We start from the raw sequence: 13,808 nt of genomic DNA, 5'->3' as shown, positions 1-13,808 counted from the left end.
GTTCCTGTCAGGTTTGTGTGCTCGACCTAGGTGGGTATGGCCTGGAGGAGTGCCGGGCGCGACGCCCTTGACCGGACCCTTCCGTGACCCTGGTCGAGGCCATCAGCCCGGGCCCGGCACACCAAGCAGGGGGCCCGCTTTCATCATCAAGGTTTCCCGACCGCCGCGCGGTCAAGAAGCGGGTGCGAACATGCCGCAGCGCCCGGCGACGGGATCCGACAGGGTGAGTGTCGGATCCGGGTCATCGGGCACCGCGGCATTTCACTGTGCTGAGCGTGCTGCGCGAGCAGGAGGCTAGGGATCGCCGCCGTGGCGCGTCAGGAGGCGAGCACCTCGTCGAGCAGGGCCTCGGCCTTGTCCTCGTTCGTGTTCTCCGCGAGGGCCAGCTCACTCACCAGGATCTGGCGGGCCTTGGCGAGCATGCGCTTCTCACCGGCGGACAGTCCGCGCTCGCGCTCGCGACGCCACAGGTCACGCACGACTTCCGCGACCTTGATGACATCGCCGGAGGCGAGCTTCTCCAGGTTTGCCTTGTAGCGTCGGGACCAGTTCGTGGGCTCCTCGGCATACGGTGCGCGCAGCACCTCGAAGACCCGGTCCAGCCCGTCCTGACCGACCACATCACGCACGCCCACGAACTCAGCATTGTCCGCTGGCACACGTACCGTCAGGTCACCCTGGGCGACCTTCAGCACCAAGTAGGTCTTGTCCACGCCTTTGATCTGGCGAGTTTCGATGGCCTCGATCAGCGCGGCCCCGTGATGGGGATAGACCACGGTGTCGCCAACCTTGAACGTCATGTGACAGGTACCCCTTCCGTGGCTATCCAGGGTAACACGGATACGGCGTCTTCTGAATGGCGTTTTCGCAGGTCAGGGCATATCTCGGGGCTTGACAACAGCAACAGGAACGTGCTTCGAGAGCCCCGCGGAAGCGGGTATTCGCAGGTCGGAGGGGCTCTTCGGGCGGGGTGAAACGCGTACGTTACAGACGTCGAGCGCCCTCTCCAAGTGGCTTAACGTCCCGATATGTCCTGTTCCAAGCGTACGACTTCCGCTACTCCGTTCGGTGCGTCCGGGTGGATCCGGAGGCGGATGGGACGCGAATCCGGAATTGATCAACGGCTGCCGGAGGGGTGCTCGGTGATCAATATCGAGGGGGACATCGAGGCAGTCATCGAGGCAGTCATCGAGGCGGTCATCGAGAGGCCGCGCATTCCTTCACGGAAATTTTGCGCGCGGTTATGTGAATGGCGGACGAGCGCTCGGCAAAGTGACTGCGGGGTCACTTGTGACTGGAGTGACGGGGCGGGCGCAGTACCCCCAGCCGGAGGGAAGCCGGACGCTTGGGGAGGGTCGGGTGCGATGGCTCGGGAACGGCTCGGTAACCTAAGGCCGCTGACAGACACTTAGGGTGGCTTTATAAGGGGAGCTGCCCGCGCGTTCAAGGAGTTGCCGCCGCCGTGAGCAGCAGCCTTCGACGCGGCGCCCTCGCCGCCGCCGCCATCGCCTTCTCGATCGCCTCGCTCGCCGCATGTGGCGCCGGCAACGACTCGCAGACGCTGGGGATCAAGCCGGACAACGCGGCGACCGCCGTCGGCGACATCAAGGTCCAGAACGCTCTGGTCATCACCCAGCCCGACCCGCAGTCGACCGGGCCGGCCGTGATCTCCGCGTTCCTGTTCAACGCGGGCATCACGGACCAGACCCTGCAGTCGATCACGCTCCCGGGCACCAACGAGACGGTCAAGCTCACCGCGGCCAAGGGCCAGAGCCTGACCGTCCCGGCGCACGGCTCCCTGACCCTCGGCGGCAAGGGCAACTCCTCCGCTCAGCTGCCGAGCGGGCGTCAGGCGGTCCAGGACGGCAACGTCCAGAAGATCACCTTCACCTTCAGCAAGACCGGTGACGTGACCCTGGACGCCTTCGTGGTCCCGGCCACCAGCTACTTCGACATGTGGGGCCCGAGCCAGATCCCGTCCGCCCCGGCGACCCCGACCGGCGTCCCGGGCGCGCCCGCCTCCAGCAGCGGCAAGCCGGCCAAGGGCAAGGGCAAGGGCGGCAAGGCGACCCCGTCGTCCAGCCCGACCGGGTCCGCGTCCACGGGCGCGACCCCGAGCGGCTCGGCGTCCCCGTCGGCCTCCGGCCACTGACCCTCCCGCCACGCACGAGGGCGGCACCCCCGCGGGGGTGCCGCCCTTCGTCGTACAGCCGGTGCTCGTGGTCGTACGGCCCTGCTGGTGGTCCGCGCGGTGCGTCCGGTTTACGGCTCGAACTTGTAGCCCAGGCCGCGGACCGTCACCAGGTAGCGCGGCGCCCCGGGGTCGGGCTCGATCTTGGCGCGCAGGCGCTTGACGTGGACATCGAGGGTCTTGGTGTCGCCCACGTAGTCGGCGCCCCAGACGCGGTCGATCAGCTGCATGCGGGTCAGGACGCGGCCGGCGTTGCGCAGGAGCATCTCGAGGAGGTCGAACTCCTTCAGCGGGAGGTCGACCTTGGAGCCGGCCACCGTCACCACATGGCGGTCGACGTCCATCCGGACCGGGCCGGCCTCCAGCGCGGCCGGGGTGACCTCCTCCGGCTCGCCGCGGCGGCGCAGCACGGCGCGGATGCGGGCGACCAGCTCGCGGGAGGAGAAGGGCTTGGTGACGTAGTCGTCGGCTCCTATCTCCAGGCCGACGACCTTGTCGATCTCGCTGTCCTTCGCGGTCACCATGATCACGGGGACGTTGGAGCGGCCGCGCAGCTGGCGGCACACCTCCGTGCCGGGCAGGCCCGGCAGCATCAGGTCGAGGAGGACGAGGTCGGCGCCGTTGCGCTCGAACTCGTCGAGTCCGTCGGGCCCCGTGGCCGCGATGGCGACCTCGAAGCCCTCCTTGCGGAGCATGTACGACAGGGCGTCGGAGAAGGACTCCTCGTCCTCGACGACGAGCACTCGGGTCACGGAAGGACCTCCGGGGCGGGAAGCGGTTCGTACGGGGATGAGTCGGTGGTGCCCGCCTCTTCGTCGAGGTCGGGGTGCTGGCCGGCGCGGTCGCGGGCCGCGCCCGCCTCCGGCAGTCTGAGGGTGAAGGTGGAGCCCTGGCCTTCGGCGCTCCAGACCGTGACCTCCCCGCCGTGCGAGGCGACCACGTGCTTGACGATCGCGAGACCCAGACCGGTACCCCCGGTGGCCCGGGAGCGGGCCGGGTCGACGCGGTAGAAGCGCTCGAAGATGCGCTCCTTGTCCTTCTCGGAGATGCCGATGCCCTGGTCCGTGACGGCGAGTTCGATCATGTCGCCGCCGGGTGCGGGGACCCGGCGGGCGGCTATGCCGACGCGGGTGCGGGCCGGGGAGTAGTTCACGGCGTTCTCGACGAGGTTGCCGAGGGCGGCGGCCAGCTGGCCGCGGTTGCCCCAGACGTGCAGGTCGGCCGTGCCGCCTGCGGCCATGGTGATCTGTTTGGCACCGGCCTGGTGGCGGCAGCGGTCGACGGCCTCGGCGACGAGTTCGTCCACGCGGACGGGCTCGGCGTCCTCGAGCGGATCGTCGTTCTGCACGCGCGACAGATCGATCAGCTCCTGGACCAGGTTGGTCAGCCGGGTGGCCTCGATCTGCATGCGGCCCGCGAAGCGCTGGACGGCCTCGGGGTCGTCCGAGGCGTCCATGACCGCCTCGGACAGGAGGGACAGCGCGCCGACGGGCGTCTTCAGCTCATGGCTGACGTTCGCCACGAAGTCGCGTCGTACGGCCTCGATCCTGCGGGCCTCGGTGAGGTCCTCGACCAGCAGCAGGACCAGGCGGGAGCCGAGCGGGGCCACGCGCGCGGACACGGCGAGGGCCTCGCCCCGTCCGGTGCCGCGCCGGGGCAGGTCCAGCTCGACCTGGCGTATCTCGCCGTCTCTTCTGGTGTCCCTGGCCATCTGGAGCATGGGCTCGACGGCCAGCTTGCCGCCGCGCACCAGTCCGAGGGCGTAGGCGGCCGAGCTGGCCTTGACGACGGCGTCGGCCTCGTCGAGGACGACGGCCGAGGAGCGGAGGACCGACAGAACGGTGTCCACTCCGGGCGGGAGTACGGGATCGGTGTGCAAGGAAGTCCTGGTCGGTCGCTTCTGGTCGCGTTCGCTCCAGCGGAACGCCAGCATGGCGATGACGCCGGTGAGCACCCCGGCGATCGCTGCCGCTGCGGCGACCGCCGCGTTCACGTCCATGCATCCAGGTTAAGCAGGGGGTACGACATGACCACAGCCGTCCAGGTGCGACCTCGAACACTCGTCGCCCAGAGTTCACCTTGGAGCCAGTATTGGTTCATTTGAGGTGGCAGAAACGGACGCGTACGGGGCCGACGGTGAGAGCGTGGGGTTCGCACCGCCGGTTTTCGCCACGGGGCGTCTGGTGTCGATGCGTCGTCGATCGGTCGTCGATCGGTCGTCCGATCGGTGCCACAGCCCCCGGAACCCACAAGAACACGCACGTAGGAGAGGTAACCCTGATGCGGGACGCGTACCACGAGGAACTTGACTCGATCGGCGACGGTCTGGTGGAGATGGCCCGGCTGGTCGGGTCGGCGATCGGGCGCGCCACGACCGCCATCCTGGACGCCGACCTGAAGCTCGCCGAGAGCGTGATCGAGGCGGACCAGAAGGTCGACGAACTCCAGCACGACCTGGAGGCGCGGGCGATAGCCCTGCTGGCCCGGCAGCAGCCGGTGGCCACGGACCTGCGTATCGTCGTCACCTCGCTCCGTATGTCCGCCGACCTGGAGCGCTCCGGTGACCTCGCCCAGCACGTGGCGAAGCTGGCCCGGCTGCGCTTCCCGGAGCGCGCGGTCCCGAACGACCTGCACGCCACGATCCTGGAGATGGGCCAGCTCGCGCAGCGCCTGATGGCGAAGGCGGCCGAGGTGATCATCACGAAGGACGTCGACCTCGCGATGCAGCTGGAGCAGGACGACGACGAGATGGACCTGCTGCACCGCACGCTCTTCCAGCACCTGATCGACGAGCGCTGGAAGCACGGCATCGAGACGGCCGTGGACGTCACCCTCCTCGGCCGCTACTACGAGCGCTACGCCGACCACGCCGTGGCCGTCGCCAAGCGCGTGGTCTACCTGGTCACCGGCGAACACGCGGACGAACTCCAGGCGGACATCCAGCCCGTGACGGGCGTCGAGGGAGCCTGACCGAGGGCGGAAGGTTCCGACCGGGGCCGTACGGCAGCGCCGCTCGCCGGCAGCAGCCGTGCGGCCCCGCGGCATGGCCACGGGGTATGACCGTGGGGCATGACCATGGGGTATGGCCGTGGGGCTTGCGGGGGTTGGGGCTCGCGGAGGTTGGTGGACCGGCGTGTGTCGGCGCCACTGTGCGCCGTTGATGCGCCCTGAGAAGCGGGCATGAAATGGGCGAGGGCATCCCTGCCCCAGCGTCTAGGAGGGACCCATGGCCGAATCCCCCAGCACCACGCCCGACCCCACGCAGGAGCGCGAGACCGACCAGCCCGCCGAGACCAGGAGCCTTCCGCTGTTCGGCGCGTGCGGCTGCGGCTCGGGCTGCGGCTGCGGCTGCCAGTCGGGCAACCCCTGCCAGTGCGGCTGACGAAAGACCCGGCACCACCGGGGCCGGTGTGAACTCGCTTCACACCGGCCCTTTGTCGTGCCGGATGCATCGGAAAACCGAATCTGCACAGTGCGTACGCAACTGCGGAGCAGAGGGTTCCGATAGTGCCGAGTTGTCCTGGTCGGCCTGATCTTGGCAAGAGCTGTGGTCCGCCTGAGTGGCAGAGCCTGTGGAGAAGTTTCCCTCAATACGTGACCACGTCCGCACGGATGAGTCACCCGGCCCAGCCAACTGACCGGATGCGGAGGCCGGTTGACTGGATGCCCGGCGCGCTCCGTGGTTTGATCGCTCGCGCCGCCGGGATCGCGCCAAGGTGTCCTGAAAAGGATGGCGCAGGCCCGTGGCTGCGGCCCTCCGTCTGTCCCCAGCGAGGCCGCTCCCCCTTGTGGATCACCATGCGAAGGGCAGTCTCCCCATGAACTCCGCTCACCAGGTTCAGACCGTCGAGATCTCCGACGCCGAACTCGACAACGTCTCCGGCGGCTTGAGCCCTGAGGCCAGCCTCACCCTCGGCGCCACGACGCTCAGCAGCGCCGACCTGCTGTCCCAGCTCAACGGCGTCACGGGCGAGGCCCAGGGCCTCCTCGGCCAGTACGGCCACGTCGGCTTCAGCGCCTCCCTCTGATCGCTCTGATCGCCGATCGCTGATCGCTCTGATCTCTGATCACTCCGATCGCTGATCACTCCGATCGCTGCACCGAGCCCCCTGCCCGCGGAGAATTCCGGGGCAGGGGGCTCGGCCATGTGCGGGGGTGACATTTCTCCTGCCCGCCCCCACCGCTCAGGCGGCACGGGCCTCCGCCTCGGTGCCCACCGCCGGAACGGGCACCGTCGGCGTCTGCTTCGACAGCCCCCGCATGAGCAGCCCGTACCCGAGCCCGGCGACCGTCCCGATCACGGCACACATGCCCCACAGCCACTGCGCGCCCAGCCGGTCGATGACCGCGCCGGACATCAGCGGGGCCACCAGCGCGGCGACGGACCACGACAGGGTGTACACGCCCTGGTAGCGGCCGCGCCCGTGGACCGGGGACAGGCGGACGACGAGCCCGGTCTGGGTCGGCGCGTTGACGATCTCGGCGAGGGTCCACACGCAGACGGTGACCATGAAGACGCCGACCGATCCGGCGAAGGCGGTAAGCCCGAAGCCGTACCCGGCGAGCAGCGATGAGACGACCAGGAGGGTGCGCGGATCGCGGTGCTCGATGAACCGGGTGACCGGGATCTGCAGGGCGACGATCAGGATGCCGTTGACCGCGATGGCGAGGCCGTAGTCGGCGGGCGAGAACCCGGCCCGGCCCATGGCCACCGGCAGTCCGACGGAACCCTGCTGGAAGACCAGGGCGACCAGGAAGGACAACCCGACGACGGCCATGTACCGCCCGTCGCGCAGCACGGCCCCGAGGCTGACCGCGTCGCCGGCGCCCTTGGCCGCGTCCGGGACCGCCGGCCGGGACTCGGGGACCTTGAGGAAGACGACGAGCTCGCAGACCAGAGTCATCCCGGCCTCGATCAGGAACCCGGCGCGATAGCTGACCTCGGCGATGAACCCGGCGGCCATGGAGGAGACGGCGAAACCGAGGTTGATGGCCCAGTAGTTGAGCGAGAAGGCCCGTACCCGGTCCTCGGGCCGGACGATGTCGGCCATCATCGCCTGTACGGCCGGCCGGGAGGCGTTGGAGGCCATGCCGACGAGGAAGGCGACGGCGGCGATGGTGACGGGGTTCGTCATGAAGCCGAGCAGCGCGACCGAGGCGGCGGTGGCGGACTGGGCGATGAGCAGGGTCGGCCGCCGTCCGAGCCGGTCGGCCATCACCCCGCCGCCCAGCGAGGAAACGACGCCGCCGAGCCCGTGCAGCGAGGCGACGAGGCCGGCGTAGGAGGCGGAGTAGCCGCGGTCGAGCGTCAGATAGAGGGCCATGAAGGTGGCCACGAAGGCGCCGAGCCGGTTGACCAGGGTGCTGGTCCACAGCCACCAGAACTCACGGGGGAGCCCGGCGACGGTTTCCCGGGCGGCTCGTCTGAGACGGGCGGCGGACATGACAGGAGACCCCCATGGATGGACGACGCCCGGCTCGGGCGATGTAAGCGGTGCAAGCGGTATGCACAACTTACAGAGATGGGGCTGTCGGTGGCCACTCAATTAACAGACTCCGTCAACCGTCCACCCATCGGCCGGGCAGGGCGGTGCCCCGAACGCGTGGATTACGCTCTTTCCCATGGCCGACGCACCGTACAAGCTGATCCTCCTCCGCCACGGCGAGAGCGAGTGGAACGCGAAGAACCTGTTCACCGGCTGGGTGGACGTCAACCTCAACGAGAAGGGCGAGAAGGAGGCAGTCCGCGGTGGCGAGCTTCTGAAGGACGCCGACCTCCTCCCGGACGTGGTCCACACGTCCCTGCAGAAGCGCGCGATCCGCACGGCCCAGCTGGCCCTCGAGGCCGCCGACCGCCACTGGATCCCGGTCCACCGCAGCTGGCGCCTGAACGAACGCCACTACGGCGCCCTCCAGGGCAAGGACAAGGCGGCCACGCTGGCCGAGTTCGGCGAGGAGCAGTTCATGCTCTGGCGCCGCTCGTACGACACCCCGCCGCCCCCGCTCGCGGACGACTCCGAGTTCTCCCAGGCGAACGACCCCCGCTACGCCTCCATCCCGCCGGAGCTGCGCCCGGACACGGAGTGCCTCAAGGACGTCGTCGTCCGCATGCTCCCCTACTGGTACGACGGCATCGTCCCCGACCTCCTCGACGGCCACACCGTCCTGGTCGCGGCCCACGGCAACTCGCTGCGCGCCCTGGTCAAGCACCTGGACGGCATCTCCGACGCCGACATCGCGGGCCTGAACATCCCGACGGGCATCCCGCTGTACTACGAGCTGGACGAGAACTTCAAGCCGGTCACCCCCGGCGGCAAGTACCTCGACCCCGAGGCGGCCGCGGCGGCGATCGAGGCGGTCAAGAACCAGGGCAAGAAGAAGTAAGCCCCACCGATCAAGCCCTCCGCCCGCGGGATGTCTGCTGGTGGAGGGCTTGTTCGGTGAGCGGGGCGGGAAATTCGGGTTTCCGTGGTGTAAGAGGCTGGTGAAGATCGACGGGGCGGAAGTATGATCAGCCGCCTTCTTCGATGCCACCCCCCCAGCATCTTCACCACAGGAGACATGAGTGTCCTCTGCCCACAGAGGCGGGAAACACCGTCGCCGGGGCCGGATAGCCGTACCCGCCGCTGCCGCCACGCTGCTCCTCGGCGGCGCGGGTGCGTTCGTCATGGCGCCCGCCAACGCGGCGCCGCTACCGACGGGCATCGGCGTCAAGGGCCACAGCAGCGTCGGCAAGTCGCAGCTCACCGCCCGCGTGCACGGCGCGCTCAGCGCGCCGGCCGGCAACACCCCCGCGATCCTGCGACCCGCCGCGAGCACCGGCGCGCCGTCCGGGACCACCACCAGCCCGAAGCCGCAGCCGTCGGCCTCCGGCACCGCCGAAGCGCAGGTCATCGGCGGCACGACCACCAGCATCTCCACGGCCCCGTGGATGGTGCAGCTGTGGTACTACGACGACAAGGGCACCACCGACAAGAGTGACGACGTCGGCTTCTTCTGCGGCGGCACCGTCGTGTCGCCCACGAAGATCCTCACCGCCGCGCACTGCGTCTCGGGCTACGACTGGCACAACAACGGCGCCATCATCTACGGCACCGACCAGTTGCCGACCACCGACTCGACGACCAACACCACCGACTTCCACGGCGGCACGGTGTCGGGCGTCTGGCGGCAGTGGAACGACTCGTCGTTCACGATCACCCCGCACGGCACCGCCGTCAACGACGTCGCCGTGCTGACGCTGCCCAACCCGATCAGCGCCAAGCCGCTGCCCATCACCACCTCCGACGACACCACGTCGTACAAGGCGGGCACCCAGGCGCAGATCTACGGCTGGGGGCGCACCAGCTCCACCAGCCAGGACATCTCGCAGACCCTCCGCAAGGCCACCGTGCCGGTCAACGGCGACCCGACCTGCTCGGGTTACTACGGCAGCGACTTCGTGGCCGGTGCCATGACCTGCGTCGGTGCGCCGGCCAGCGGCTCCGACAGCGGCACGGTCGCCACCTGCAACGGCGACTCCGGCGGCCCGCTGGTCGTCGGCGGGCGCGTCGTGGGTGTCGTGTCGTGGGGTGTGCAGGACTGCGTGAGCCAGGGCTCGTACAGCGTCTTCACCAAGCTGAGCAAGTACGTCGGGGCGACCGAACCGCGCATCGACGACACCGACCTGAACGGTGACGGCCGCGCCGACATGTTCGCGATCGCCTCCAACGGCCAGGGCTACGAGTACGACTCGCGGGGCAAGTCCTTCGGGTCCCGGGTGTCGCTCGGCGACTGGAGCGGGGTCAACCTGGTGCGCCAGGCCGACCTGGACCGCGACGGCTACGCCGACCTGCTGGTACGCACCAACGACGGCACCCTGTACTGGCAGCACTACAACCTGTCCACGGGCAACACCGAGGTCACCAGGCTCGGGACCGGCTGGAACGGCATGAAGGTCATGCTCGTGCCCGGCGACGTCACCGGTGACGGCCACCAGGACCTGCTGACCGTGGACTCCAGCGGCAACTTCTGGCTCTACCCGGGCACCGGCCACGGCAACTTCAGCTCGCGCGTCAAGCTCGGCTACGGCTGGAACATGTACGGCGCCGACGTCCTCGGCAAGGGTGACTTCACCGGCGACGGCAAGCTCGACCTGCTCGCCCAGGACTCCTCCGGGAACCTGTGGCTGTACAAGGGCACCGGCAACCCGTCGGCACCGCTGGCGTCCCGCGTGAAGATCGGCTACGGCTTCCACTACACCGCGTACGTGATGAACGGTGACATGACCGGCAACGGCCACTCCGACCTGATCGCCCGCGACAGCGGCGGCAGCCTGTGGCTGTACGAGGGCACGGGCAACGTCTCGCACCCGCTGGCCTCCCGCGTCAAGATCGGATACGGCTACAACGGCTACCGGCTGAGCTGACCGGCCCTGCGTCAGCGGCAAGCCGACCTGATCAAGCCCCCTGCCTGCGGTTTCTCCGCCGGCAGGGGGCTTGCTGCCGTTCTGGAACCGCCTTTGGGCGGGGGCGGAGCCGCTGTCGGCCGGGCGGAGACCGCCGGGGCGCCCTCGCGTTGCGGGCCCGCTCCGGAGGGGTCGATCCTGAGGAGGAGGCATGCCGGCCGATCGTATGGACGAAGCGCAGAGGGCCGCGGAGCCGCGGCTACCGCGGCCCGTGCAGAGAGCGGGTTCCAGATGAGGCTTGTCGTCGATCTCAACCGGTGCCAGGGATTCGCGCAGTGCGTCTTCCTCGCCCCGGACGTCTTCTCCCTGCACGGGAAGGAAGCGCTGCTGTTCTCCCCTCGCTTCGACGAGGCACAGCGTGACCGGGTGGAGAAGGCCGCTGCCGCCTGCCCGGTCCAGGCCATCCTCCTCGACTGCTCCGACGAGCCGACGAAGCAGGTGGAGCCCCATGCCGGCTGACACGGACGCCGAGGTCCTGCGGCGCCAGGGCCGCATCGTCGTCGTCGGTGCTTCGCTGGCCGGCCTGCGCGCGGCGGAGACCCTGCGCGAGAAGGGCTTCACCGGATCACTGACCATGATCGGTGACGAGCCGTACGAGCCCTACGACCGGCCGCCGCTGTCCAAGCAGGCGCTGCTCGGGCGGGCACGGCCCGAGGACACCGCGCTGCCGCGGCGGCGCGACATCGACGCCGAATGGCGTCTGGGCGTCGCCGCCGAGGGCCTGGACCGGGACGCCAGGCGGGTACGGCTGGCGAACGGCGACACCGTTCCCTACGACCGCCTGCTGATCACCACCGGCACCAGAGCGCGCCCCTGGTTCCACCCGGAAGAGGCAGCGCTGGACGGGGTGTTCGTGCTGCGTACGCGCGACGACTCCGCACGTCTGACCCGGAAACTGGCCGCAGGCGTGTCCCGGGTGCTGGTGATCGGCGCCGGTTTCACGGGCTCCGAAGTGGCTTCTGCCTGCCGGGAGTTGCGCCTTGAGGTCACGGTCGCCGAACGCGGCCCGGCACCGCTGGTGGGCGCACTCGGCGGAGTGATCGGCGCGGTCGCGGACCGGCTGCAGCGGGCGCACGGAGTCGACCTGCGCTGCGGCATCAGCGTCACCGCCCTCGAGGGCGACGATGTGGGACGGCTCAGACGCGCCCATCTGTCCGACGGTTCGGCGATCGACGTGGAGGTGGCGGTCGTCTCGCTCGGTGCCATGCGGAACACGGAATGGCTCGCCGGCTCGGGCCTGGCCGCGGGTCCCCGGGGGATCGCGTGCGACGCCGGGTGCCGGGTGTTCGACGTCAACGGCATCGTCACCGACGACATCTACGCCGCCGGTGACGTCGCACGCAGCCCCCACCCGCTGTTCGACTACCAGTTCCTGGCGCTGGAGCACTGGGGCAACGCGGTCGAGCAGGCCCAGATCGCCGCCCACAACATGATCTGTGCGGGTCCCGAGCGCCGTCCGCACCTGTGGCTGCCGATGTTCTGGTCCTCCCAGTTCGGCGTCAACATCAAGTCGGTGGGGGTGCCTTCGCTCGGCGACCAGTTGGTCGTCGCCCAGGGGGCGCTCACCGAGGAGCGGTTCGTCGCGGTGTACGGGTACCGGGGCCGCGTCATCGCCGCGGCGTCCTTCGACGGGGCCAAGTGGCTGGGGTTCTACGAGCAGCAGATCGCGGCCGGCGCGCCGTTCCCGCCGGAGTACCGCGCGGTCGACCGCCGCACCGAGACGCTGCAGCCGGTCGACCCGGCCTTCCCCGACCCGCACCTGCCCACCCACGGGGCCACGGTCACGCTGACGGGTCACTCACCGAGCGAACGGCGTGTCGAGTTCGTTCCGTCGCATGCCTGATCACCGGCCCTGTGCCGCCCGGAGCCCCGCAGGAGACACCATGACGCCCGACCCCATCTCCGCGCAGATCACCGACTACGCCAACCGGGCCGATCCGTACCCGCTCTACGCGGAACTGCGAAAGACACCGGTGCGGCGGGAGGACGACGGCACCTACCTGGTCAGCACCTACTACGAGGTGCGGAGCCTGGCCAACGACCCGCGGCTGAGCAACGACACGAGCAACCGCCCGCCCGGCTACGCCCGCCCCGGGCAGCCGACGGAGGAGAGCGGTCTGCCGCCCAGCTTCATCTTCACCGACCCGCCCGCGCACGACCGGCTGCGCGACACCGTCAACCGGCCGTTCGGTCCCCCGCACAGCCCCGGATTCCTCGACGGCATGCGCGGAGAGCTGGCCAGGGTCGTCACCGAGCTGCTCGACGCCTTCGAAGGCAAGGACCAGGTCGACATCGTCGAGGACTTCGCCTACCCCCTTCCCGTCACCGCGATCTGCAAGGTCCTCGGGGTGCCGCGCGAGGACGAAGCGCGCTTCCACGTCTGGGCCGATGCCCTGGCGTCGGCGCTCGATCCGCACCCCGGCGCCGACGACGGCCAGGAAAAGGGCATGCGGGCACGCCAGGAGCTGGGCGCCTACCTGTCCGACCTGATCGAGACCAAACGCCGCCACCCCGGCCCCGGGATCCTCAGCGCGCTCGCCCCCGACATGACACCGGCAGATCTGGAATCCACCGCGGTGCTGCTGCTGGTCGCCGGCCACGAGACCACCGTCAACGCGATCACCAACACGACCCTCACCCTGCTGCGCCACCCCGACATCCTCGAGCGGTTCCAGAAGGAGCCGGAACTGGCCGTCCCGCTCATCGAGGAAGTGCTGCGGTACGAGCCCCCGGTGCAGTTCGTCCCGTGGACCACGGCCCTGGACGACATCGACATCGCAGGCACCAGCATCCCCAAGGGCTCACCGGTCTGGCTCATGCTGGCCGCGGCCAACCGCGACCCCCGGCGCTTCGAGGACCCCGACCGGTTCGATCCCGACCGCAAGGACAACGAGCACCTGGGCTTCTACACCGGCATCCACTACTGCTTCGGCGCCTCCCTCGCCCGCATAGAACTGCACCTGGCCGTGCCCGAGTTGTTCCGCCGGGTCAAGTTCTCCGGGCTGCTCGAGGACCCGCCGCCGTACCGTGCCAACGCGGTGCTGCGCGGCCCGCGCCACCTTCCCGTGGCGATCGAGGGCCTCACCGCCTGACCAACGCCGCCCTTGCCACCGCCGTCCCCGTCACCGCCGTCCCCGCCGGGGCCGGCACTTCGACGAGAGGTGTGACGGC

General features: G+C 69.6%; 13 protein-coding genes. 9 read left to right on the top strand and 4 right to left on the bottom strand.

Annotation, left to right across the window (positions count from 1 at the left end):
• Positions 1–317 precede the first annotated feature (317 nt).
• Positions 318–800 carry a CarD family transcriptional regulator gene (locus A6P39_RS23200; RefSeq protein WP_003953493.1) on the bottom strand — a complete coding sequence of 161 codons (483 nt, stop codon included), beginning with the start codon at positions 798–800 and terminating at the stop codon, positions 318–320.
• 662 nt (positions 801–1,462) lie between these two features.
• Here A6P39_RS23200 and A6P39_RS23195 point away from each other — a divergent pair.
• Positions 1,463–2,152, top strand: coding sequence for a DUF461 domain-containing protein (locus A6P39_RS23195; protein WP_067054083.1), 690 nt, complete (start codon positions 1,463–1,465; stop codon positions 2,150–2,152).
• A gap of 110 nt (positions 2,153–2,262) precedes the next feature.
• Here A6P39_RS23195 and A6P39_RS23190 read toward each other — a convergent pair whose 3' ends face one another.
• Positions 2,263–2,943, bottom strand: coding sequence for a response regulator transcription factor (locus A6P39_RS23190; protein WP_053658051.1), 681 nt, complete (start codon positions 2,941–2,943; stop codon positions 2,263–2,265).
• Positions 2,940–4,190, bottom strand: a complete 1,251-nt coding sequence (locus A6P39_RS23185) for a sensor histidine kinase (RefSeq protein WP_067054084.1) — start codon at positions 4,188–4,190, stop codon at positions 2,940–2,942. Before A6P39_RS23185 ends, A6P39_RS23190 begins: the two co-directional genes overlap by 4 nt.
• Before the next feature lie 281 nt (positions 4,191–4,471).
• Between A6P39_RS23185 and phoU the strand changes: the two genes are divergently transcribed.
• From phoU to A6P39_RS23170, 3 genes are all read left to right on the top strand, one after another.
• Positions 4,472–5,161, top strand: coding sequence for a phosphate signaling complex protein PhoU (gene phoU, locus A6P39_RS23180; protein ID WP_067054085.1), 690 nt, complete (start codon positions 4,472–4,474; stop codon positions 5,159–5,161).
• Positions 5,162–5,417: 256 nt separating this feature from the next.
• Positions 5,418–5,573: a hypothetical protein gene (locus tag A6P39_RS23175; protein WP_177239864.1), complete on the top strand. Its 156-nt coding sequence runs from the start codon at positions 5,418–5,420 to the stop codon at positions 5,571–5,573.
• A gap of 436 nt (positions 5,574–6,009) precedes the next feature.
• Positions 6,010–6,219 carry a hypothetical protein gene (locus A6P39_RS23170; RefSeq protein ID WP_067049207.1) on the top strand — a complete coding sequence of 70 codons (210 nt, stop codon included), beginning with the start codon at positions 6,010–6,012 and terminating at the stop codon, positions 6,217–6,219.
• Between the two features lie 156 nt (positions 6,220–6,375).
• On the opposite strand, the gene A6P39_RS23165 is transcribed toward A6P39_RS23170, so the two are convergent.
• The gene (locus A6P39_RS23165) at positions 6,376–7,635 is read right to left on the bottom strand and encodes an MDR family MFS transporter (RefSeq protein ID WP_067049198.1); all 1,260 of its coding nucleotides are present in this window, start codon (positions 7,633–7,635) and stop codon (positions 6,376–6,378) included.
• A gap of 178 nt (positions 7,636–7,813) precedes the next feature.
• On the opposite strand from A6P39_RS23165, the gene A6P39_RS23160 reads away from it, so the two are divergent.
• The 5 genes from A6P39_RS23160 to A6P39_RS23140 all read left to right on the top strand — a co-directional run bounded on the left by A6P39_RS23160 (position 7,814) and on the right by A6P39_RS23140 (position 13,729).
• Positions 7,814–8,575 (top strand): phosphoglyceromutase, encoded by a 762-nt coding sequence (locus tag A6P39_RS23160; RefSeq protein ID WP_067049195.1) that lies wholly within the window; start codon positions 7,814–7,816, stop codon positions 8,573–8,575.
• 181 nt (positions 8,576–8,756) lie between these two features.
• The gene (locus A6P39_RS23155) at positions 8,757–10,598 is read left to right on the top strand and encodes a trypsin-like serine protease (protein WP_067049193.1); all 1,842 of its coding nucleotides are present in this window, start codon (positions 8,757–8,759) and stop codon (positions 10,596–10,598) included.
• Positions 10,599–10,868: 270 nt separating this feature from the next.
• Positions 10,869–11,096 carry a ferredoxin gene (locus A6P39_RS23150; RefSeq protein ID WP_067049191.1) on the top strand — a complete coding sequence of 76 codons (228 nt, stop codon included), beginning with the start codon at positions 10,869–10,871 and terminating at the stop codon, positions 11,094–11,096.
• Entirely contained in the window at positions 11,086–12,480 is a 1,395-nt protein-coding gene (locus A6P39_RS23145) for an NAD(P)/FAD-dependent oxidoreductase (RefSeq protein ID WP_067049189.1), read from the top strand. The genes A6P39_RS23150 and A6P39_RS23145 overlap by 11 nt, the downstream gene beginning before the upstream one ends.
• A 40-nt stretch (positions 12,481–12,520) precedes the next feature.
• Positions 12,521–13,729 (top strand): cytochrome P450, encoded by a 1,209-nt coding sequence (locus A6P39_RS23140; RefSeq protein ID WP_067049187.1) that lies wholly within the window; start codon positions 12,521–12,523, stop codon positions 13,727–13,729.
• The last annotated feature ends 79 nt before the right edge of the window (positions 13,730–13,808 follow it).

The sequence above is a fragment of the Streptomyces sp. FXJ1.172 genome, assembly GCF_001636945.3.
GTDB lineage: Bacteria > Actinomycetota > Actinomycetes > Streptomycetales > Streptomycetaceae > Streptomyces.
The sequence above is the reverse complement of the archived record's forward strand: the minus strand, read 5'-3'. Positions and strand labels throughout refer to the sequence as shown.

Bases quoted from the DNA above. Each gene is read 5' to 3' on its own strand.
- A6P39_RS23200 (WP_003953493.1), bottom strand. From the start codon at position 800: ATGACGTTCAAGGTTGGCGACACCGTGGTCTATCCCCATCACGGGGCC.
- A6P39_RS23185 (WP_067054084.1), bottom strand. From the start codon at position 4,190: ATGGACGTGAACGCGGCGGTCGCCGCAGCGGCAGCGATCGCCGGGGTG.
- phoU (WP_067054085.1), top strand. From the start codon at position 4,472: ATGCGGGACGCGTACCACGAGGAACTTGACTCGATCGGCGACGGTCTG.
- A6P39_RS23175 (WP_177239864.1), top strand. From the start codon at position 5,418: ATGGCCGAATCCCCCAGCACCACGCCCGACCCCACGCAGGAGCGCGAG.
- A6P39_RS23170 (WP_067049207.1), top strand. From the start codon at position 6,010: ATGAACTCCGCTCACCAGGTTCAGACCGTCGAGATCTCCGACGCCGAA.
- A6P39_RS23165 (WP_067049198.1), bottom strand. From the start codon at position 7,635: ATGTCCGCCGCCCGTCTCAGACGAGCCGCCCGGGAAACCGTCGCCGGG.
- A6P39_RS23160 (WP_067049195.1), top strand. From the start codon at position 7,814: ATGGCCGACGCACCGTACAAGCTGATCCTCCTCCGCCACGGCGAGAGC.
- A6P39_RS23150 (WP_067049191.1), top strand. From the start codon at position 10,869: ATGAGGCTTGTCGTCGATCTCAACCGGTGCCAGGGATTCGCGCAGTGC.
- A6P39_RS23145 (WP_067049189.1), top strand. From the start codon at position 11,086: ATGCCGGCTGACACGGACGCCGAGGTCCTGCGGCGCCAGGGCCGCATC.
- A6P39_RS23140 (WP_067049187.1), top strand. From the start codon at position 12,521: ATGACGCCCGACCCCATCTCCGCGCAGATCACCGACTACGCCAACCGG.